The 21894-nt window shown below is 56.4% G+C and carries 17 protein-coding genes and 1 pseudogene; 11 read left to right on the plus strand and 7 right to left on the minus strand.

The genetic code is table 11. The features are described from left to right. Both rsfS (K8B33_RS12845) and rlmH (K8B33_RS12850) read left to right on the plus strand, forming a co-directional pair. Positions 1–308 (plus strand): ribosome silencing factor (rsfS, locus tag K8B33_RS12845; protein ID WP_223427168.1); only part of this gene is annotated, 308 nt, incomplete at its 5' end. A 2-nt stretch (positions 309–310) separates the two neighbouring features. After that, a complete protein-coding gene (gene rlmH, locus K8B33_RS12850) occupies positions 311–784 on the plus strand; it encodes a 23S rRNA (pseudouridine(1915)-N(3))-methyltransferase RlmH (protein ID WP_223427169.1) in 474 nt (157 codons plus the stop codon). 85 nt (positions 785–869) lie between these two features. Here the strand turns inward: rlmH (K8B33_RS12850) and K8B33_RS12855 are convergent, their stop codons facing one another. From K8B33_RS12855 to K8B33_RS12885, 7 genes and pseudogenes are all read right to left on the minus strand, one after another. After that, positions 870–2003: a Fic family protein gene (locus K8B33_RS12855; protein WP_223427171.1), complete on the minus strand. Its 1134-nt coding sequence runs from the start codon at positions 2001–2003 to the stop codon at positions 870–872. Between the two features lie 322 nt (positions 2004–2325). Then, positions 2326–3328: pseudogene (locus tag K8B33_RS12860) on the minus strand (IS3 family transposase); the annotation flags it as partial. A 528-nt stretch (positions 3329–3856) separates the two neighbouring features. Beyond that, on the minus strand, positions 3857–4318 hold the full coding sequence (locus K8B33_RS12865; protein ID WP_223427174.1) for a hypothetical protein: 462 nt from the start codon (positions 4316–4318) through the stop codon (positions 3857–3859). Further along, positions 4315–11484: an RHS repeat-associated core domain-containing protein gene (locus K8B33_RS12870; protein ID WP_223427177.1), complete on the minus strand. Its 7170-nt coding sequence runs from the start codon at positions 11482–11484 to the stop codon at positions 4315–4317. Before K8B33_RS12870 ends, K8B33_RS12865 begins: the two co-directional genes overlap by 4 nt. A gap of 25 nt (positions 11485–11509) precedes the next feature. Beyond that, positions 11510–11893, minus strand: coding sequence for a hypothetical protein (locus K8B33_RS12875; protein WP_223427179.1), 384 nt, complete (start codon positions 11891–11893; stop codon positions 11510–11512). 49 nt (positions 11894–11942) lie between these two features. Continuing rightward, positions 11943–12335: a hypothetical protein gene (locus tag K8B33_RS12880; RefSeq protein ID WP_223427182.1), complete on the minus strand. Its 393-nt coding sequence runs from the start codon at positions 12333–12335 to the stop codon at positions 11943–11945. Further along, complete coding sequence (locus K8B33_RS12885; RefSeq protein ID WP_223427184.1) at positions 12325–12717, minus strand: hypothetical protein; 393 nt, start codon at positions 12715–12717, stop codon at positions 12325–12327. Before K8B33_RS12885 ends, K8B33_RS12880 begins: the two co-directional genes overlap by 11 nt. A 459-nt stretch (positions 12718–13176) precedes the next feature. Between K8B33_RS12885 and rsfS (K8B33_RS12890) the strand changes: the two genes are divergently transcribed. The 9 genes from rsfS (K8B33_RS12890) (at position 13177) to K8B33_RS12930 (ending at position 21864) form a co-directional block, all read left to right on the plus strand. After that, positions 13177–13578, plus strand: coding sequence for a ribosome silencing factor (gene rsfS, locus K8B33_RS12890; protein ID WP_223427194.1), 402 nt, complete (start codon positions 13177–13179; stop codon positions 13576–13578). A 2-nt stretch (positions 13579–13580) separates the two neighbouring features. After that, positions 13581–14051 carry a 23S rRNA (pseudouridine(1915)-N(3))-methyltransferase RlmH gene (gene rlmH / locus K8B33_RS12895; protein ID WP_223427196.1) on the plus strand — a complete coding sequence of 157 codons (471 nt, stop codon included), beginning with the start codon at positions 13581–13583 and terminating at the stop codon, positions 14049–14051. A 163-nt stretch (positions 14052–14214) separates the two neighbouring features. Beyond that, on the plus strand, positions 14215–16119 hold the full coding sequence (gene mrdA / locus K8B33_RS12900; protein ID WP_223427198.1) for a penicillin-binding protein 2: 1905 nt from the start codon (positions 14215–14217) through the stop codon (positions 16117–16119). Further along, on the plus strand, positions 16116–17261 hold the full coding sequence (rodA, locus tag K8B33_RS12905; RefSeq protein ID WP_223427200.1) for a rod shape-determining protein RodA: 1146 nt from the start codon (positions 16116–16118) through the stop codon (positions 17259–17261). Before mrdA ends, rodA begins: the two co-directional genes overlap by 4 nt. Positions 17262–17295: 34 nt before the next feature. Further along, positions 17296–18375, plus strand: coding sequence for a lytic murein transglycosylase B (mltB, locus tag K8B33_RS12910; protein ID WP_223427202.1), 1080 nt, complete (start codon positions 17296–17298; stop codon positions 18373–18375). Positions 18376–18485: 110 nt separating this feature from the next. Continuing rightward, complete coding sequence (locus K8B33_RS12915; RefSeq protein ID WP_223427204.1) at positions 18486–19397, plus strand: septal ring lytic transglycosylase RlpA family protein; 912 nt, start codon at positions 18486–18488, stop codon at positions 19395–19397. Between the two features lie 143 nt (positions 19398–19540). Continuing rightward, positions 19541–20716 carry a D-alanyl-D-alanine carboxypeptidase family protein gene (locus K8B33_RS12920; protein WP_223427206.1) on the plus strand — a complete coding sequence of 392 codons (1176 nt, stop codon included), beginning with the start codon at positions 19541–19543 and terminating at the stop codon, positions 20714–20716. A 12-nt stretch (positions 20717–20728) separates the two neighbouring features. Then, positions 20729–21595, plus strand: coding sequence for a D-amino acid aminotransferase (locus K8B33_RS12925; protein WP_223427209.1), 867 nt, complete (start codon positions 20729–20731; stop codon positions 21593–21595). Beyond that, entirely contained in the window at positions 21592–21864 is a 273-nt protein-coding gene (locus tag K8B33_RS12930; protein WP_223427211.1) for a YbeD family protein, read from the plus strand. Before K8B33_RS12925 ends, K8B33_RS12930 begins: the two co-directional genes overlap by 4 nt. The last annotated feature ends 30 nt before the right edge of the window (positions 21865–21894 follow it).

A 21894-nucleotide genomic window follows, 5' to 3' on the forward strand; every position in this document is an offset into this window, starting at 1 on the left:
TCACCAGCATTGCGGACAACATGGTGATCGCCACCGGCACTTCCAGTCGCCACGTCAAGGCCCTGGCCGACAATGTCGCCGAGCAGGCCAAAGCCGCCGGCTACCCGCCCGTGGGCATGGAAGGCCAGCAGAATTCCGAATGGGTACTGGTGGATCTGGGCGATGTCATCGTCCACGTCATGCTGCCCGCCACTCGCGAATACTACGATCTGGAACGCCTGTGGCGGCAACCGGACCTGCACCCGGATCGGGCACCGAAAGCCGCCAACGATAGCGACGGCAGCACCGACACGCCCCGAGGCGAATAGCCTTGCGCGTACGGCTGCTGGCCCTGGGCACCCGCATGCCCGGCTGGGTGGACACCGGCGTACAGGAATATGCCAAACGCCTGGCCGGTGATATCCGCTTCGAGGTAGAGGAAATCCCCCTGCCCAAACGCAGCGGCCAGGACACCCCCGCCCTGATACGCCAGGAAGCCGACACCCTGCGCAAACGCCTGGCCAAACACCCGGGCGCCCGCACCGTGGCACTGGAAGTGACCGGCCGCCGGATCACCACGCCAAAACTCGCCGACGAACTCGGCCGCCTGCGCGACCTGGGCCAGGACCTCAGCATCATCGTCGGCGGCCCCGACGGCCTCTGCCCGACACTCTCCGGCAGCTGCGACATGCAATGGTCCCTGTCCGACCTGACCCTGCCGCACCCGATGGTGCGGATTCTGCTCGCTGAACAGGTTTATCGGGCATGGAGTATTTTGGCGGGGCATCCGTACCATCGGGGGTGAGGGTTGCTGGTCGGCACGAACCTGACAATTGGCCGATCTAAAGCTGACAATTGAACGACATGAAACTTGTAACTGGCCATGGCGTTTAGCGATCAATAGGCGGAATGAAATCTTCGCTTTCCAGCACCTGAATCAGGCTTCTCATCAAGAGGTTATTCATGAAACTGACATGGTAAGTACGGCCGCCCGACCTCAAGGGACTTATCAGCCCGGCCTCCTTCATCGTGGCGATCTTGTGGGTTCTTTGCCGAGCATCCAGGCCATCGAACGACTTGTTAATATCCCCGGCCTTGAAGCTCTGTTTTCGTACACCCGCCTGCAGGATTCTTGATTCCGCCTTGGTAATATGTCGCCGCTCTTCGCTCTTTAGCAAAGTTGGGAGCAAAATCCTTTCCAGCAAGAAGTCAAAATCCAACAGTTTGTTAAGCTTGGTGACCTCCCCCAGCACTCCGCTTAACACATAGTCACACCAATTAAGCAACGCTGCATCTGTGCCAAGATCCGCCTCCGCAAGACGCTCGTAGTAAACATCCCGATCATTACAAAACACTGCGGTCGGATTAAGAATCTTCCCACTCTTGACGTTAAAGCCGTACTTGATCAGCAACGAATACGTCAGCAATCTCACAACCCTGCCATTACCATTACCAAAAGGGTGGATCCAGGCAAAGCGATGATGTGCTAAGGCCGTCTTCAGCAGATCATACTTCGATGGATCATCCCGATTGATAAACCCGATCAATTCGTCCATATAAGGCTGAACAGAGTGCACCTCGGGAGGAATATGCGCCGCATTCTGTATCTGGACGTTCCACGCTCGGTAAGCCCCCGGCGTTCTATCCCCTTCGTCGTTCAACTCATCAACAACAAGATTATGCAGCTCACGAATAAAGACATGGGTTATCTCAGTACCTTCATCGATTTGCTCTTCAATAAAGGTCATCGCCTTCTCAACATTGGCAATCTCAGAGAACCTTTCGTTAGAGCGCTCCCCATGTTCAATTTTTTGCTCAATGTACTCCGAGATAGTCGTCCGATTTCCCTCGATACGCGCCGAGCCAATACTCTCCAGAATATGGAAAATATTCTTGAGCTGGAAAAATATCCATGGGGCGGTTGTACCACCCAGTTTCAGCTTGCGGAGGTGGTTCAGCTCCATCAATGTATCTGTCAGCGGCGAGTCAAAATCAGGACTCACCAGCCTCAAGGGGAAATCCACGTCATGAATGCACACAACTACATAGACACCATTTAAGCAATTGATTTATATATAATTACACAAAAAACACAGACCCATTAACTACAAAATACACTAAACAACAACTACAAGGCAACAAGCGCCCCATCTACACGTAGCCTCCGACTCGCGTAGCGGGCAGCAACGCCTGACTGACCCGGTCTACGGCATCATACTCGCGTTCGGCCACCAGCTGATGCCCATCGAACGCCGTCAGGGTAGCCCCCCCCCCCCACGGCGCCCAGAAGTAGAGTCAGGCCACCATGGCCATTTCTGTTTGGGGGTAATGCCTCCCAGGGCCATGAACCTGTTCAATGGATTCAAACAGCCACCGTGCGAGCCAGTCATACCGTACTGTCCGGTTGTAGCACTCGATATAGGCGTTCTGTTGCGGTTTTCCCGGCTGGATGTATTCAAGCCGGATGTCGCGCTTCCGCGCCCTGGCTGACAAGGCGCCATTGATGTACTCCGGGCCGTTGTCGAATCGCAGCGCCCTGGGTTGGCCCCGCCACTCGATGATCTGATCCAGTGCGCGGATAACCCGCTCCGAGGGCAGTGATAGATCCACCTCAATGGCCAGTCCTTCACGGCTGAAGTCATCCAGCACGGTGAACAGGCGATAGCTGCGACCGTCCTCAAGCTGGTCGTGCATGAAGTCCATCGACCAGCATTCATTGATCGCCAAGGGCTCTGCCAGCGGTTCCGGCTTCTCCCGGACTATGTGCTTCTTCGGCTTGATCCGCAGGTTCAGCTCCAGCTCCCGGTAGATGCGGTAAACCCGTTTGTGATTCCAGCGGTAGCCCTTGACGTTGCGCAGGAACAGGAAGCACAGCCCGAACCCCCGGTTACGCTGATTAGCGGTCAGCCGGATCAGCCAGCCGGCAATCTCAGAGTTCTCGTCGCTCCGCAGTGGCAGGTACCGATAGCAGGTCTCGCTGATGCCATAGGTCTCGCAGGCCAGTCGAACACTGACGCCGCGTTCGGCCACGGCCTCCCTCGCCAGCGTGCGCCGCAGGGGAGGCCTCACCACTTTTTTTCGAGGGCTTCTTTGCGCAGCTCGGACTTCAGGCGCTCCTCGGCATACATCTTCTTCAGCCGCCGGTTCTCACCCTCCAGCTCTTTCAGGCGTGCCATCAGGGAGGCGTCCATCTCGCCGTATTTGGCGCGCCATTTGTAGAAGCTGGCGCTGCTCATGCCGTGCTCACGGCACAGCACAGCACCGGCACCGGCACCGGCACCGGCACACCGGACTCGGCTTGCTTGAGGATCGCTAGGATCTGGCCGTCCGAAAAACGTGACTTCTTCATGCAGAATCTTCTTCATCATAGGTTACGAGAAAATTCTACTTTTGAGTACCCTCACTTTTCGAGGGGATTACCATTACTCTATTCCACAACGTTAAATACACACAGGAGGATAGGAAAACCAACACCATAAATACCGATGCCTTCGACACAGCTACCTCCTTAAACCAATTGCCATATTAGTAAATTCATCCCTACTCTCACTTCTCTCATGGCTAGACGCCATAGACATATGAAGCAGCTGTGTATTGTCCAGATACTGCAATGGCTGTGCCGCTATTGAAGTATAGGTGAAGGCCGCTGCCGGAGGCGTTCCAAGTGCATTCAATACATCTCTCATCATGCCATCCCCCAACGATACCTGCATTTGGTCGTGAACGCCTGCCACAGCATTAACACCCGGGATCTGATTCAGAACCTTCGATACAGGCCCGCTCTCGCAAGCAAAGCAAGGGGCACGCACCGGACCACCTTGAACACCAATATTATTCGCCCCTTCAATCGGTTGCGTATAGTGGCGCCCCTGGATTCTTATCTAGCGCCACTCCCCTTAATCAATTCCAACTTCCTTTGAGCCAGCCCCCTCCAATATGAATCTTCAATTATCGATACTTGCTCGCTCAGCAAGGACATTACTGCAGCGTCTTCAGAAACCATGTAAAATCCATCTCGTTCCATTCTATAAAATACATCTATTAAATGGAGCTTAATAACATCGCTCCGCTCAGCACGAAGCCTATCCTCAAGAAAAACAATAATCTTCTCACCATTGCTGGCCACTGCATCTGCCAAACTTAAATCAGGTGGCCTTACAGCCATTAGCCCTTGTATATAGCAACCCACTTGCTCATCAATAGGGAGACCAATGATGAATTCTCGCCTCTCAGAACTACTCATTTCTCTGAACTTACTATTAAAATCAAAATCACCAAAAGCATCAGAAGACAACAATACAATAAAAATAAAAAAATAATGATTATTATATAAGTTCATCTTCGCCTCCTAAACAAATCAGATTCAATTCTGTCTTGCAATTCAAACGCATCTCGCTCATAAGAAATAGATCTGTAAGCCTCATAAGGGCTTCTCCCTCGCACCCGCCCCGAGAAGTACTCAGAAAGGTACCGCGCCCTGAATCTTGCTGAGCCATGGTCGGAATACTGCTTTGCATGCAACGCTTCATGTCCAATGAGTGCAATACCTGAAATAGATATCGGATCATATTTCCCAGGAGAGAAATAGATATCGTTACCGTCAGTATAGGCATCTGGATTTCCCTGCACGTAAAAAGGAATCCCCTCATGCACCCTAATGTCATTAAGATCAAAACCTGAACCGTCAGAAAAATATGGCTCCAACTCGTCAATCACATGTTCGGGCAATCGATTCCCGCGCTCATGATGCGCCATAGCCTGGCCAAATGTATAAGCAAAGGCTGCCGTCACGGCCCCATTTGCGAACTTGTCTCCGGTCACATGTGCTGCCGTTCCACCCACCATAGCCGACAATGCAGTTTCCGCAGCAACATTGCCGTTGGACCATCCGCTCACCGTGCTGCCCAGTATCGAGCCGGTCAGGCTACCCTTGAATGCTGCCGAGAAGTCCCCTCCTGTAAATCCCGCAATGGCGCCATGCGCTACGGCTCCACCGACAATCCCGAACCCTGAGACCCAAGCATTGGCATAGCCTATCGCTGCTGCCTGAGTTCCGGCTCGCAAGGCATGTTCGATGGATTGGCCCCTTCCATAGGCCATGGAACTGGTCGTGACGCCTTGCACGGCTGCGACACAACCTGGGGTGGCGGTACCTCCTGACGCGACTGAGCATCCGGCTATCGTCACCAGCCCCAGTATTTGCCCGCCATACTTGTTGCGCTGTACAAACCTCGCCAATTCACGCCCACCATAACGGACCATTGGCTCTAGACCGCCCGTTACGACCCCTCGAATCTCGTTGCGATAACGGCTGTCCACCCGGCTGAGTTCACGTTTGATGCGGCCACCAACCCCCAATCCAAGACTGAAATACCCGCTCGGGTCGGTGTAGCTCATCGGGTTATTGCCGACGTAGCTGTAGCGGTTATAGGCATCGGTGCTGCCCATGCCCTTCACCACCGGGTCGGCGCTCAGGAAGCGCCCCACTGCCGGATCAAATATCCGCCCGCCCATGTGGATGATGCCCACATGATCAAGCATTTCATGGCCGGTGAAGCCTTTGCTGGTGGCCTGGGTGTAGCGCTGGGTGTCGTACCAGTTGCCATCGGTCATCGCCAACCAGTTCATGGGCTCACGCGGGCGGCCCCAGGGATCGTAGCGGTGGCGCTCTGTGACGCCGCCAAGGGCATCGGTCACGGCGGTGATCGAGCCCAGTACGTCAGCAAAGGTGTAGGACTCAACGGCACCGGCATAGTCCATGTCCTCGAAGGACAAGATCAGGCCGCCTGCGAGCTGGTAGCGCTCGCGTGTGCCTGCGTTCGGCCCGCCCTGCGTGGTGGTGATTTCGTAAGCACCGAAACTCCATTGCTCTATCGTGGCGCCATCAATCTCGTGGGTCTGCTTGAGCAGTTCACGATTGATGCCGTAGATAAAGCTGCCGCTGGCGCTCGTACCATCAATCTCGGTCGGCTTGCCGAAGGCGTTGTAGGCAATGGTGTTGCCGTTGCCCTGGATCATCTGGCCGCCTTCGTCGTAGCAATAGCTGCGATTTACGGTGCCGCTTACTGAGGTGACAGCATGGGGGCCGGGCTGGTAGGTGTCGCCACCGACAGTACAAGATTCGCCGTACTGATAATTCCCTACGTCCGAACGGCTCTCAATATTGCCACCAGAGGCATACTGAACCAGCTGGGCATAGGACTGCGAGGGCTGATTCAGATTCTCGATGCTGGCCTCGACCATGCGGTCCACATTATCGTATTCAAAGTATTCACTGATGTGCTGGTTGATGAGCGGTAGGGTTTCCTGGCGCGAGCGCATCGAGCCTGCGGCATTGAAGGTGTAGCTCTCGCTCTGGATATCCCAGCCGGTAGAGATCATTTTCTTTGAGCGCACCTGGCTGAGGATGCCGGTGGCGGCGTCATAGGCATGCTGGCGGCGGATGGCGCCGTTGCTGAGATGCTCTTCGGTTACGGCACCTCGCGCGTCGGCCTCCAGGGCCCGCCAGTAGAAGACCTGTGAGCCGGGCACGCCAACCTCTGACAGGAAACCTTGCGCATTGTACTCACGGCGGATTTCCAGGGGATCTTCACCCTGGGTGGGCAGCCTCTCCAGACTGACTCTGCCTGAATCATCATACTCACGCTCGGCCACCAGCTGGTGCCCATCGAACGCCGTCAGGGAACCATGCACTCGGCCCAGGGCATCGTAAAACAGCCACTGTTCGTAACCTTCGGACGTAGACGTGCTGGCCAGGCGGCCGATGCCTTTTGAGGGGTCGTCGTAGGCCCAGGTGGCATCGAATGTACTACCGTCACAACCCGCTTTCGCGGCGGCCAGGGCGGCCTCCCAGTTCAGGCCTGCGGCGTAATCATCCACGCGCGCGACTTTGCGGCCCAGCACATCGTAAGCGGTGCAGATCCGCCGCCCGTTGCCGCTTTCCTGCAGCACTACCTGATCGAAGCCGTCATAGCCGTAGCGCCAAGTGCCGGTACTGGGGTCGCTGAAGGCCAGACGCCGGCCCATGTCGTCGTAGGTAGTTTGCAGCACCATGTCCTGGGTGGTCACGGCTAGTTGGTTGTCGAAGGCGTCGTAGGTAAAGGTGATCTGCCGGCTCGCGTTGTCGGTGATGGTGCGGGTATTGCCGGTCACGTCCTCCGTCGTAGTCTGGGTGCGCTCGTGAAGCTGGGCGTCCACTGGATCTACCCAACTGGCAGTCTGGCTGTTGGTCAGCCCGGCATAGCTGTAGGACATAATCAGCCCCGAGCTCGACTGTTCCGACAGAACCCGACCCATCACATCTCGCTGAAGCACCGTATTCCATCTCACGGGCTCGCCGGGCTTCCGCGGCTCGGATTGCCGCTTGATATGACCATCTACACCATACTCGATCTGCGTCATAATGATACTTTCCCCGTTGAAACCAAGGGTTCTCGCTTCGACTTCTCGCCCCAGCAGATCAAGGTATCGTGTAACCGGCGGCGCCAATGTATCACCGGTAGAGGTCACAGTATGACTGGTATTGTAATAGACAGCATGTTCGGGACAGTTGGCGTCACATAAGGACACCGAAGACAGCGCCTGATTACCATCAGGCATCCGCGTGCGAATAAGGCGCCCGAGCGGATCGTATTCCCATGTCATGATCAACCCATTCGCATCCGCAGCAACCGTCCGGACTCCTAAAAGCTCGTCATACCCGTAATCTGTGGTGTGCCCAAGTGTGTTGGTTTCCTGGGTCATGAAACGGCCGCGAGAATCATAGCTGTACTGTGTTGTCCGTGACGTACCATTCGGGCTTAGCACAGTGACTTGCGTGGTCATTCCGCGAAGGTCGTAGGTATAGTGAGTCTCCCGCCGCAATTCGGGATTGTCAGGTTCAATGATTTCGCTGGCAAGTTGCTGAAAGGCACCATAGGTCCAGGCGGCCACTCGGGTCTGAGCTGGAATCGGCTCCCCCATGTAAGTACCCGATTGAGTTGTCTCAGCGCGCATCAAGCGTGATAATTGCCAGTGATTACCTGTGTCGTGGCTCCAAGTATTCACAAGTGATCGATGGAAATCCTGATTATTACCTTCAATATATATGCTTTGGCTTAGTAGCTCACCGAGTTCATCGTAGCTATTGAGCGTCTCAGTTTCACTGATAAGGGCACCATCAAGCTCATAATGTCGACCCAGCCCTTCAGCTGGCAGTACGCTGTAGCGAAGGGAGATTTGGGAGTCCTTGTTCCATATACTGCTTCTTGTAGCATCTATGGAGTGACCGCCGCCATAGATACGGACTTTCCAGTTCGTCTCATCCTCGGAAACCAACTGATATCCGCCCGGTGATATTGGATAACTCAGCGCTGACCTGTATACCAATCCAGTTCTATGCCCTGTCGGGTCAAGGTGGTACCAGTCCTCTGATCGCCGACCACTTGCTGCCTCGGTCACTCTGATATACTCGAACCCCGAGCCACCCATACCGTAGGGGAAATACCCAAAATTTCGGTAGAAGTAATGCTGTTGGTTATAACCACCCAGTCCATCTGAAACGCTCAGCGTTTGCACAAGGCGCATCCCGGAAGTTACATAGACTTGACCATCAGGCCCCGGGCCCTGATCATACTCATACACTTCATCATCCGAAGTGTCAGAATAAGAAACTTCATAAGCCAGCCCAAAGCCATTTTCTACGCGAATCAAATAGTCAACAGGCTCTGACGATGAAGGTGATGCGCAAGCAAATGCTGTATTTCCCGCCCAAATTGAGTACAAAGCACAGTAGCTCGAATTGCCTGATGCCGAAATGTCAGGCCACGCCCTGTTATAACCGGAGTATCCGGCTCCGCCATACTGTGGCAGATCAAAAATTACGGGCTCACTACCGAACCCCGAGCTATCTGTAAGAAAACAGGTAAGCTTTTTATCCTTTTCAATACACCAGTCAATATGCCCATTCTGATTTATATCAACGAAGGAAGTTGAAAGGGCAAGCTGTATACCAGGTCCAGCGGGAGTAGCTGATACTTGATGATATGGTGAGACAATGTCATCACCCCAACCATCTCCGGTCGACTCAAGGCATGCCGCCCTATACCCGCCAGTGTTATTTTGACTATCGACAAATATTCGACAGAAGTCAGGATAGCCGTTCCCAGTGAAATCGAACATCATGGAGCTGAAGAAGGAGCTCATCGCCTCGCCTTCAACATAGTCCGCCTCATCACCTGGCTTCAGATTGCTCCCGCTTTTCTTCCATGTTGAGCTTTTAAAGCCCGAACCACTATCATTTATAAGGCATTCAATCTCATCATCTTTTACCCAACAGTAATCAGGAAGGCCATCACCGTTCACATCTTTCCACGACCCGATATATCCTATTTTTACGTTAATAATAGGCGCAGGCCATGAAGAAAAAGTCCAAAATGTGAAGTTATCTTTTTGCTCATAACATATCAGTCTTAAATCCTTAGTCTTACTAGTGTCCACGAAGCAATAATCATAGAGCCCATTACCATTGAAATCTTGCCATGAGCGTCCGCGCATCTTGGCTATTGATGCGGGCCGCATCACTTGAGCGGTGAGGACATTTGAAAATCTATCCGCGCCGTCACCACTATTCAAGTGGCACTTTATGACATCGGCTGCGGGGTTCTCCGCAGTCCAGGGGTTTGCCGGTCCAGAGTAGCAAAAATCGGCAAGGCCATTATTATTTATATCAATCCATGCTGGGTCAGCATTCCAGTTATAATTCCCAACAGTTGAAACTGTAGGCGGCTTCAACCCACCAGTTAAATTATTGGCAATGACAATTTCATTAGAGAACCCGTTCTGACCGATTTCTGAAAAACAAGAAACACTCAACCCCCCCGTTTCAGCCGGGTAATCCAAAGTTGCTATCCGGCAATAGTCATCTTTCCCGTCCCCGTCAATATCTATCCATCTGTTTGCCCCCCCCGTATGATCCCCGGCGAGTGCTTCCCACATAGTATGCGGGGCTCTGGGAAAGCCAACCAGCTTATCAACGGAAAAGTCGGGGCCCTCGCCCATACTCCAATGAAACTGCGTAGACTTTGTGCATAGATCGCCTTCCACGCACTCCTGGAATGAGCTGATCAATGACCGTCCCGTAACAGGGTTAACTACATAATAAAAATTACTTTTCCTATAAAGCTGACCATCAACATAAACTGAAATACTCTTCAATCTCAGCGCGGAGTTGTAGCGAGCCCCATGCAACGAGCTATACTTCTCATAGTTGTCTTCGTCATATTCAAAAGCAACCTCAACAATGGGCTGGAAAGAACCATAAGGAAAAGTACTAATGGTGTATTCTATTTTTTCAGGAAAAAGTGCGCCGGAGTTCGATACATAGCTTATTCGGTATCCGTACAACCGCGAGTCAGTTACCGTTTCGAGAGCCCATCTTGCCACCGCCCCATTGCCAATCGAACCCGAAATTCTGTTTTGGGCAGTAGCTCCATATCTATATACATCACCATTCTTTGTATGAACCCTAAAATGACCCGAAACATAGTGAATCCGGGAAAACGTCTCTGACTCGGTATAGTAAGTAGAACCGTCACCCCAATAACTACCTGACTGTAGCACAAGGGGATTGCCGTCCAAACATGCACGGTCCTCGCTCGAGCCTGTCACCCCACGCACAAAGCCGTCTCTTTCGTACGTCATTGGGCATCTTTCGATGTAGGACAGCCCCGTAATAGCAGTTCCCATACCCGCAGGGCCATATCCAGCGGAGCTGGCATAAGAAACAGATAGCTCCGGTTTCACACCGGCACTGCCTTGAGGCAGTAGAATCGGGATAGCGAACTCCGCTTGCCCCATATTGACCGAAAAGTTGACAGCTGAGGCAGCTACAATATTTCCATCCGGGTCAGGCTGCGGACTATGAGGGGGATCCTGCGTGGAAACTGAGGACATCACCCAATTGGTATTCCCATGATTCGTCAGCTCATGCTCGACGCCGGTAGAGTAGCTTTTTACTATAATATCCAGTCTTCCGTTTCCATTTCTATCGACCAGCTCAATATAGTGATGAGCTGGCAAACCATCACGGAATGGCGAGAGACCTAGCCTTCGCGCTCCTCTGGAGTAAGCGTCATAAAAATTATATATATAGACTGCTGCTATATCTTCATTCCCAAACACCACCAGCACATCCAGCAGACCGTTGCCGGAGATATCTTCCATATGGATATCTGCTTTGATGAGGCCCTTTGGAGAATACTGATTAAAACCAACTTCTTGTATACCAGCCCCACCGTCAGCAACATCCCAAATAACGAAACTTTCGTAGCCATTATGGTGGGTAACAGCCATAAAAGGGGAAAGGCTCACCAGTATTTCTTGGTATACATGTCTGTCAGGGACGACAAGAAGATCTTTTCGCCCATCTCCATTTACATCCCCATAGTAAAAGTTATGGCTGGCCTGCCCGTAAGACACCCCATAAAAAATGAGAATAAAGAACCCCAGAGCCAGTCTAGCAGCCATAACAATTTCCCTGCTTTATATGTTATTAGATAGAGGATATTTTTAACCCGAAAACTTCCCTGACATATCCCCCGGATTGATACTGAATGCAGCCATCAACAGTGAGGAATGTGTCAAACTTTCGTGCAAGCGCGACCATCGCAGTTGAATACATTAACTTCCAGGCATTTTCTCCTACTGATGATGATCGAACCAAAAATATCTGATCCTGATCGCTGAGACTGCAGCCCTCCGAAAAGTATGACGACACATCTCTATCAATTCTAATTTTTATTATTTCATCGCCATCCACGCTTGAAATGCTCACCTCGGATATTTCAGCACTTACAACCATCCCCCCCGCGTAAGCCATCGAAAAAGATAAAGTCAAAATAAGAAGAAAGAATGCCCTGCCAATACTAAAAATCATAACACACCCCAAAATTCACGCTTCCGGTATATGCAATAGCCAGAACCCGTTAATTTGCGCCGGAAGAAATTCTAATTGCCTGGAATTTCCTTGAGTAATTCCCTTGTGCATTAAGTTCGCATTCACCAACAGTCACTGCTGCATAAACGTCTTGAGAAATTGCCGACAGCGCAGTCGCATAAACTGCCTGCCAACCAGGTTGAAAATCATCAAGCGAAAAGCTGAATATCACTCTATGAATATTATCACCTTGACTACATTCATCCGTATAGGGGTAAGATGCTAGCGACGCATCAACCCCCAAAGTCACAACAGCCATTCCATTGTCGAACAACACCTCCACTGACGAGACCTTCGTTCCAATGGTGACCAGAGCATGCAAAGGGGAAGAAACAATAGCCAGTATAAAAAGCGCCACTAATCTCATCACATCATCCTTCATCTATAATCGATATACCTTCCACGATCATCACACTTACACCAAGATCAGGTATGGTCAGACATTCCCCCAAATCAAACGTCACCTCAGCGTTTCGTGATAGCGCGCCCAAGGCCAAACCGTAATAATCGATAGCTCGCGACTCAGCATCTAAAGGGTGAGTTTCCACGGCGGCAAACCAACCGAGAGCATCAGAGGTCCAGCAATTGAAATATGGCGGGGGATTGTCTGGCGGACGCAGCACGCTGAATGTATATAGAGCTCCGTACCCCTCGTAGATATTAACGCTGACACTCCACAGCTTGTATGTGTATTCAGTGCCGGATGCCTGGGCGCTGAAAAACAGAATAACGTTGAAGATTACAGCGAAATAAAAATTTCTCATCCCTTACCCCCGGATAATGTCCACAACAGCACATTACCCCCTCCCTATTCATACTTTTAATTTTTCAACCATCAAGCAACATCAATAACAAAGCAACACCAGAATGGCAATACCTTCTGCACCCATTCGCAAACTACGCCTCAAATTTATCATTCCCCAACAACCGGCCCACGCTCTGCCAGTGCGAGATGCACAGCACGCCGACACAGAAACAAGTAGGTCATCACAAACACTCTATGGTCAGCGACTCCTGATCGTCGCCCTTGTCGCTCCGCCCCTCGCCCATTACCATTAACCTCGATTGCAATAGCAGCTCTGGCCCTCTCTGCTCTCTACCGTCTATGAGGTACTTGCCAAACGCGACCACTGCCCGGCACTGTCGGCAGATGTCGAGGCATATATCCACCGCCATCATCTGTATATAGCCCTAAAGACCTCCTCAACCGCCCCAGGGACCGCATGACAGCCAGCACTCCGGATTTACTCGACACCATCATCAACGCCCTTGAAGAACTCAAGGCGCGCAATGTCTCCAGCCTGGATGTGCGCGAGTTCACCAGCATTGCGGACAACATGGTGATCGCCACCGGCACTTCCAGTCGCCACGTCAAGGCCCTGGCCGACAATGTCGCCGAGCAGGCCAAAGCCGCCGGCTACCCGCCCGTGGGCATGGAAGGCCAGCAGAATTCCGAATGGGTACTGGTGGATCTGGGCGATGTCATCGTCCACGTCATGCTGCCCGCCACTCGCGAATACTACGATCTGGAACGCCTGTGGCGGCAACCGGACCTGCACCCGGATCGGGCACCGAAAGCCGCCAACGATAGCGACGGCAGCACCGACACGCCCCGAGGCGAATAGCCTTGCGCGTACGGCTGCTGGCCCTGGGCACCCGCATGCCCGGCTGGGTGGACACCGGCGTACAGGAATATGCCAAACGCCTGGCCGGTGATATCCGCTTCGAGGTAGAGGAAATCCCCCTGCCCAAACGCAGCGGCCAGGACACCCCCGCCCTGATACGCCAGGAAGCCGACACCCTGCGCAAACGCCTGGCCAAACACCCGGGCGCCCGCACCGTGGCACTGGAAGTGACCGGCCGCCGGATCACCACGCCAAAACTCGCCGACGAACTCGGCCGCCTGCGCGACCTGGGCCAGGACCTCAGCATCATCGTCGGCGGCCCCGACGGCCTCTGCCCGACACTCTCCGGCAGCTGCGACATGCAATGGTCCCTGTCCGACCTGACCCTGCCGCACCCGATGGTGCGCATCCTGCTTGCTGAACAGGTTTATCGGGCCTGGAGTATTCTGGCGGGGCATCCGTATCATCGGTGATGCATTACCGGCAATGCGAATAACGCGCCCGTAACAGCGCTTTCTGTACTTTCACCGCTTCTCTGCTTGCCGCTTACCGGCCCGCCCTTTACCCTTTGCGCAGATTGGTTTACCCCGATCTACGCCCTACCGAAACCGAGGTTTCCCAGCAATGCGCTCACCCATGCAGTTCAAAGACCACCACCGGGAGGGCCGGATCTTTGCCGTGCGCCTGATCTGGTCGGGGGTGATTGTGCTGATGCTGATGCTGGTGCTGGCCGGGCGGATGATCTGGTTGCAGGCGATTCAGCATGATCGCTATATCACGCTGTCGGACAAGAACCGGGTGCAGACCCAGGCGGTGGCGCCGCCGCGGGGGCTGATCTATGACCGCCGTGGCGAATTGCTGGCGGACAACCAGCCTGACTTCTCGCTGGCGCTGATCGCGGAGCAGGTACCGGATATTCCCGCCACGCTGGCTCGCCTGGCAGAAATGGTGACACTGGAGGAAGCGGATATTGATCGCTTCTGGCGGCGTTTGCGCAGTCCCCGGCGGCCCTGGGAGCCGGTGCCGGTGCGGGCGCGTCTGACGGAAGAGGAGATAGCGCGGATCGCCGTCGCCCAGCACGAGCTGCCGGGGGTGCGCATTGATGCCGACCCGATCCGTCATTACCCCTATGATGAGCTGTTTTCCCATGTGCTGGGTTACGTCAACCGGATCAATACGGAAGATCTGGAACGCATGACGCCGGATGAGCAGGCCAACTACAGCGGCACCCACTATTACGGGCGATTGGGCGTGGAGCGGCATTACGAGCGGTTGCTGCATGGCCGGGTCGGGTTTCGCAAGGTCGAGACCAATGCCCGGGGACGCATATTGAAAGTGCTGGAGGAAATCCCGCCGCTGCCGGGTGAAGACGTGCACCTGCACCTGGATATCAAGGTACAACAGGCGGCCTGGGATGCACTGGGTGAGCGCCGGGGTGCCGTGATTGCCATCGACCCCCGGGACGGCGGTGTGCTCGCCTTTGTCAGCCGGCCAGGCTTTGATCCGAATCTGTTTGTCACCGGCATCAGCCACCATGACTACTCCGGCTATCGGGATGACGGTGACCGGCCGTTGTTCAACCGGGCGCTGCAGGGCCAGTACCCGCCGGGCTCCACGCTGAAGCCCATCGCTGGCCTGGCGGGCATCGATGCAGGAGTGACAGACTGGCAACGCACCATCTGGGACCCGGGTTACTACCGGCTGGAAGGCCAGGAGCGGGTGTTTCGTGACTGGCGACGCCAGGGGCATGGCTGGGTGGATATGCACAAGGCCGTGGTGGAATCCTGTGACACCTATTTTTATGACATGGGTTTCAAGCTCGGCATCGACCGTATGCACGATTTCATGATCCGCTTCGGGCTGGGTGATCGCACCGGTATTGATCTCCCCGGGGAATCCCGAGGCATCATGCCCTCCCGCGCCTGGAAACGCGCCGTACGAGGTGAGCCCTGGTATCACGGCGACACCATCAACGCGAGCATCGGGCAGGGCTATATGCTGACCTCTCCGCTGCAGCTGGCAGTGTCCACGGCCGTATTCGCCCGTCAGGGTGAGCCGCTGGTGCCACGCGTCGCGCAGTTGACACCGCCCGCCGCCAGTACTGAGCCAACCCTGGTCGGGCAGCACCAGCACTGGGAGCGCATGACCCGGGCCATGGTGGATGTGGTCCACGGCGCCCGAGGCACCGCGCGGGCCATGGGCCAGGGCGCCAAATACCGTATCGCCGCCAAGACCGGCACCGCGCAGGTCTTTTCGTTAGGCAAAGACCAGGAATACAACGCCGAGGAACTTGCTGAACGGCTGCGAGACCATGCCCTCATCGTGGGTTTCGCCCCGGCAGATAACCCGGCCATCGCCGTCGCCGTACTGGTGGAAAACGGTGGCAGTGGCGGCTCTTCTGCCGGCCCGGTGGCCCGGGCCGTTATGGATGCCTGGCTGCTCAACCGCGCGGGCGAACTGGAAGTGCCGCCTGTTGCCGTGCCCGGTGCCGTGCCGGCGCTGATGGCAGGAAACGCATCAGCGGAGAGCACCAACCGATGAGCAATGAATTTCTGCGCCAGATGCCCAGCGGGCGCACTTTTACCGGCAAGGACGGGCTGATCTGGCGCCTGCATCTGGATTCGCCGCTGCTGGCGGCACTGATCGTGCTGTGCCTGGCGGGGCTGCTGGTGCTCTACAGCGCCGGGGACAGCAACCCCGATCTGCTGATCCGTCAATCGGTGCGCCTGGGCGGCGGCTTCATGGCGCTGTTCATCCTGGCCCAGATTCCCCCACGCACTTACCGGTTCTGGGCCCCGGCGGTCTATGCCGCCGGCCTGGTCCTGCTGGTGCTGGTGCTGTTCATTGGCACGGAGGCCAAAGGTGCGCAACGCTGGCTGACCATTCCCGGCGTGGCCAGCTTCCAGCCTGCGGAATTGATGAAGCTGGCCGTGCCGGCCATGGTGGCCTGGTATTTCAGTGAGCGGTCGCTGCCTGCACGCTTCAGGGACGTCGTGCTGGTGATGATCATCACCCTGGTGCCGGTGCTGTTGATTGCCCGCCAGCCGGATCTGGGGACGTCTCTGCTGGTGGCTACCGCCGGGCTGCTGGTGCTGTTCGTGGCCGGTTTGTCGTGGCGGCTGATTATTGCGGCCATGAGCATGCTGGCCGTGGCAGCGCCGCTGATGTATTTCTTTGTGCTGCACCCGTATCAGCGACGACGCGTGGATACCTTTTTCAACCCGGAAGCAGACCCGCTCGGCGCGGGCTGGAATATCATCCAGTCAAAAACCGCCATCGGCTCTGGCGGCATCAGCGGCAAGGGCTGGCTCAACGGCACGCAATCACGACTGGATTTTCTGCCTGAATCTTCCACGGATTTCATTCTTGCCGTGCTGGCTGAAGAGGGCGGCCTGATCGGTGTGCTCTTGCTGTTGGCGCTCTACACCATAATCATCGGTCGCGGATTGTTCATCAGTTGGCAAGCGCAGGAAACTTTTAACCGACTTCTGGCGTCTTCATTGGCATTGACGTTTTTTATCTATGTCTTTGTGAATATCGGTATGGTCTCCGGCCTGTTGCCCGTCGTGGGGGTACCATTGCCACTGATCAGCTATGGCGGCACCTCCATCGTGACCCTGCTGGCGGGCTTCGGCATCCTCATGTCGATCCACACGCACCGGAAACTGCTGAGCAATCATTGACGGGCAACGCATTACAGGACAACAAGGAATTCTGATGGGCATTCTCTCCAAGGGCTTGGCTTCCAAGGGCCTGACTTCGAAGGGCTTCACACGATCACTGCTGCTTGCTCCCCTGCTGGTACTGGGCGGCCTGTCTGCGCCAGCTATGGCGGAAGATGCCAAGGCATCCAACTACGCGAACAGCGCAGCTGGCAAGGCACTGATCCGCGAGCTGGCCGATGAAGGACTGGATGCCGAGCGTGTCCGTGACGTGCTCGCCACCGCCGAACGCCAGGAACCGATTCTGGAAGCCATTGCCCGCCCGGCGGAGCGTGTGCTGACTTGGGGTGACTACCGCAAGATATTCATCCGTGACACACGCATCGAACAGGGCCTGACATTCTGGCAGGAAAATCGCGCGCTACTGCAACGCGCCGAAGACAAATTCGGTGTGCCGGCGGAAATCATTGTTGCCATCATCGGCGTCGAAACAAGCTATGGCCGTAACAAGGGCAACTGGCGTGTCGTCGACGCACTGGCCACGCTGGGCTTCGACTATCCACCGCGTGCCGATTTCTTCCGCCGCGAGCTGGCGCACCTGTTCCGGCTTGAGCAGGAAGCCGGCATTGATGCGGCCACCGTACGCGGTTCCTACGCCGGTGCCATGGGCATGCCGCAGTTCATTTCTTCCAGCTACCGTGCCTACGCGGTGGATTTCGATGGGGATGGCAAGATTGATCTGATTGACAGCGTCGCTGATGCCATCGGCAGTGTGGCCAACTACTTCAAGGCGCACCGCTGGCAGACCGGCTTGCCCGTTGCCGCACGTGCCCGGGTGACCGAGGACCGCGATGCGACCTTGTTTGGCACCGAGTACCGCCTTGGCGAGCTGACACTGGAGCATGCGAACCAGCGCGGCGCCACGGCATTGTCCTGCGCCGACGGCCACCGTTACTGCTTCGACCTGCCCGGCGACACCCGCGTCGCGGCGCTGGAGCTGGAGGGAGAGCAGGGGCAGGAGTTCTGGCTGACCACGCATAATTTCTACGTCATCACGCGCTATAACCACAGCCACCTTTACGCCATGGCCGTGATGCAACTCAGCCGCGAACTGGCCGACCGGATGCCGGACTGACCCTGCGCGCTGTCAGCGCAGTATTTCCGCGCCACTCCCGGACGATGTACTCTATGTGCTTTATGTACTTCACGTACCCTATTCCGCTCCCGATACAGGTCAGCACCGTTATGCGTTTCGATGTGCGTCGTTTCTCCCTCCCGGCCACTGCCGTGCTTCTGGCATTGCTGGGGGGTTGCGTCACTCCACCCGCAGACGACACGGCGCCGGTCACGCCCGTCACACCGGTCACCCCCGGCAGCGACCGTTACAGCCAGGATCAGGACACAGCGCCGGATAAACGTCCGGATATCAGCACGATACCTCAGCCTGAGCCCAGACATGAGCCGCGCAGCCGCTATGGCAATCACTCGCCCTACACGGTTTTCGGCGAGACCTATCATGTGCTGCCCAGCGCCGAGGGCTATACGGCTGAGGGCATCGCCTCCTGGTATGGCACCAAGTTCCACGGCCACCGCACCTCCAGCGGTGAGCCCTATGACATGTATCAGTTCACCGCTGCTCACCGCTCATTGCCGCTGCCCACCTTCGCCCGGGTCACCAGCCTGGAAAACGGCGAATCAGTGATTGTGCGCATCAATGACCGCGGCCCCTTCCACCCGGACCGCGAAATCGATCTGTCCTGGGCCGCCGCCAGCAAGCTGGGCATCGAGCAGCGCGGCACCGGACGGGTACGCGTGGAGGTGATCACACCGGAAAGCACCAGCCGCAGCGCCTCAGCGACACGGACGGGCAGCAGCAACGGGCAACAGGGCATCCGCGCCGCCGCCGACAGCCCGCCGCCGCCCGCAGAGCTGTATCTCCAGGTCGGCGCGTTTGGTCAACCCGAAACCGCTCAGGGGCTGGTCAATCGGCTGTTAGGGCAATTCGCTTACCCTGTTGCCATCCGTCCGGGCAGAGCCCAGGACAATCCCGTGTACCGCGTCTGGCTTGGCCCGTTTGCCACCGAGAACGATCGCGAGCAGGCCCACAGGCTGGTCAGCGAGGCCGGGTATGGCGAGCCTGTTCGGGTCATGCCCTGAGCGGCGCGCCATCGGCACAGCGCATGATTTGACCGCAGCTTGCCGGTACACTGGCCCCCGATACACGGCCCCCGACAAACTGCCCGGCACCACTGGAACCGCGATGGCCTTCCGCCGCCGCACCACATACGGAACGAGGAACCATGACCTCCACAGCCCTGCTTTCTGCCCGACCACTGTTGCCCGTGCGGGCGCTGCTGCTCCTGATCACCTGTCTGTTGCCGGCGTTGGCCAGCGCCTCGATGGTGCCCAGACCGCCGCAGGTGGAAGCCAGCGGCTATATCCTGATGGATGCCGCCAGCGGCCAGGTGATCGTCGAGCACAATGCCGATGAGCAGTTGCCCCCTGCCAGCCTGACCAAGATCATGACCGACTATATTGCGGCCCGCGAAATCCATCACGGCAATATCAAGATGGATGACAAGGTCAATATCAGCGTCAAGGCATGGCGTATGGGCGGCTCGCGCATGTTCGTGCGCGAGGGCACCCAGGTCAGCGTCGAGGATCTGATCAATGGCATCATCATCCAGTCTGGCAATGATGCCGCCGTCGCCATCGCCGAGCACATTGCCGGCAGCGAGAGCGCTTTCGCCGATCTGATGAATCAACACGCTCGCCGCCTCGGCATGACCAACAGTTACTTCACCAATGCCACCGGCTGGCCGGACGAGAACATGTACACCAGCGCCCGGGACATGGCCACGCTGGCGCTTTCCCTGATCAATGATTACCCGGAAAACTATGTGCTTTACCGGGAAAAATCCTTCACCTACAACAATATCACCCAGCAGAACCGCAACCTGCTGCTGTGGCGTGACCCGTCTGTCGATGGCATCAAGACCGGCCATACGGAAGCCGCCGGTTATTGCCTGGTGGCATCGGCCGAGCGCGACGGCATGCGCCTGATTTCCGTGGTCATGGGCACCGCCTCCGAACAGGCCCGGGCCCGCGAGACGCAGAAGCTGCTGAACTACGGCTTCCGCTTCTTCGAAACCTATGCCGCTTACGATGCAGGCGAAGCGCTGACCCCGTCTCGCGTGTGGATGGGCAAGACCAGCGACATCGAACTGGGTCTGGCGGAGGACATGGTGCTGACCATTCCCCGTGGCAGCCACGAGCGTCTGAATGCAGAAATGACGGTCAGCAGCGACATTCGCGCGCCCATCGAGCGGGGTCAGCGACTGGGCACCGTCACCATCAGCCTGGATGACGAGGTGCTGCTGGAGCAGCCGCTGGTTGCCCTGGCGGATGTGGAACGCGCCGGCATCTTCAAGCGCTTCTGGCACAGCCTGGTGCTGTTCTTTACTGGCCTGTTCTAGGAACCCGCCGCCATGACCCTCGCCTATCTCAACGGCACCTGGCAGCCCCTGGAAGATGCGCGCATCTCGCCGCTGGACCGGGGCTTTCTGTTCGCCGATGGCGTTTATGAAGTCATTCCCGTGTATGCCGGCAAGGCCTTCCGGCTGGCCGAGCATCTCGCCCGGCTGCGCTTTTCCCTGGCGGAAATTCAGCTCCCCTCGCCATTGGATGAGGCCGGCTGGACGGCGCTGATCGCCGAGCTGATCGAACGCAACGGCGGCGGCAATCTGAGCCTGTACCTGCAGGTCACACGTGGCGCCACCAGCAAACGCGACCACGCCTTCCCGCCCGCAGGCACTGAGCCCACCGTCTTCGCCATGGTCAGCCCGATGGCCCCGGCACCCGCCGACGCGCCGGACACCACGCCGGGCGTGGCGGCCATTACCCTGCCCGATTGCCGTTGGTTGCGCTGCGACATCAAGTCCGTATCGCTGCTGCCGAATATCCTGATGCGTCAGCAGGCGGTCAGCCAGGGCGCCGCAGAGGCCATCCTGCTGCGCGATGGCGAAGCCACTGAAGGCTCGGCCAGCAATCTGTTTATCGTCACCGCAGGCACCGTCATCACGTCGCCGAAAAGCCCGCTGATTCTGGGTGGCATCACCCGCGATCTGATTCTGGAACTGTGCCGGGAACACGGCATTGCCTGCGCCGAACAACCTATCAGCGAAGACGCACTGCGCAGCGCCGACGAAATCTGGGTGACCAGCTCCACCCGGGAGATCGTACCGGTGATCAGCCTGGATGGCGCCACCGTAGGCGAGGGCCGGCCGGGTCCGGTATGGCGCCAGGTGGCCGGGCTGTATACTGCATTCAAGCGCGCACTGGCAGACAACGTATGAGCATCAACGAACATCTGTGGGAATTTCCGCACCCCATGACCCTCAAGGTCATGGGGCGTGCCGACGCACCGCTGCAACAGGCTGTGGTCGAGATTCTGCGCGAGCACCTGGGCGACACCTTTGATCCCGAGAAGGATATCGCCCTCACCCCCAGCAGCAAGGGCACCTATGTGTCGGTCAATGCCCGGATCGTCATGGAACATCGCGATCAGGTCAGCGCCATCTATGCCGCACTGAACGCTTCGCCCCACGTGAAAGTCGTATTCTAGATAGCGTGTTCTGCACCTCATCACGGCGCC

The organism is Alcanivorax limicola (assembly GCF_019931215.1).
GTDB lineage: Bacteria > Pseudomonadota > Gammaproteobacteria > Pseudomonadales > Alcanivoracaceae > Isoalcanivorax > Isoalcanivorax limicola.

What these genes read in the sequence shown, in the direction of transcription:
- K8B33_RS12915 (WP_223427204.1), top strand. Translation starts at nt 18,486, where the DNA reads ATGCGTTTCGATGTGCGTCGTTTCTCCCTCCCGGCCACTGCCGTGCTT.
- rsfS (WP_223427194.1), top strand. Translation starts at nt 13,177, where the DNA reads ATGACAGCCAGCACTCCGGATTTACTCGACACCATCATCAACGCCCTT.
- mltB (WP_223427202.1), top strand. Translation starts at nt 17,296, where the DNA reads ATGGGCATTCTCTCCAAGGGCTTGGCTTCCAAGGGCCTGACTTCGAAG.
- K8B33_RS12920 (WP_223427206.1), top strand. Translation starts at nt 19,541, where the DNA reads ATGACCTCCACAGCCCTGCTTTCTGCCCGACCACTGTTGCCCGTGCGG.
- K8B33_RS12925 (WP_223427209.1), top strand. Translation starts at nt 20,729, where the DNA reads ATGACCCTCGCCTATCTCAACGGCACCTGGCAGCCCCTGGAAGATGCG.
- K8B33_RS12880 (WP_223427182.1), bottom strand. Translation starts at nt 12,335, where the DNA reads ATGAAGGATGATGTGATGAGATTAGTGGCGCTTTTTATACTGGCTATT.
- K8B33_RS12870 (WP_223427177.1), bottom strand. Translation starts at nt 11,484, where the DNA reads ATGGCTGCTAGACTGGCTCTGGGGTTCTTTATTCTCATTTTTTATGGG.
- mrdA (WP_223427198.1), top strand. Translation starts at nt 14,215, where the DNA reads ATGCAGTTCAAAGACCACCACCGGGAGGGCCGGATCTTTGCCGTGCGC.
- K8B33_RS12865 (WP_223427174.1), bottom strand. Translation starts at nt 4,318, where the DNA reads ATGAACTTATATAATAATCATTATTTTTTTATTTTTATTGTATTGTTG.
- K8B33_RS12930 (WP_223427211.1), top strand. Translation starts at nt 21,592, where the DNA reads ATGAGCATCAACGAACATCTGTGGGAATTTCCGCACCCCATGACCCTC.
- K8B33_RS12875 (WP_223427179.1), bottom strand. Translation starts at nt 11,893, where the DNA reads ATGATTTTTAGTATTGGCAGGGCATTCTTTCTTCTTATTTTGACTTTA.
- K8B33_RS12885 (WP_223427184.1), bottom strand. Translation starts at nt 12,717, where the DNA reads ATGAGAAATTTTTATTTCGCTGTAATCTTCAACGTTATTCTGTTTTTC.
- rodA (WP_223427200.1), top strand. Translation starts at nt 16,116, where the DNA reads ATGAGCAATGAATTTCTGCGCCAGATGCCCAGCGGGCGCACTTTTACC.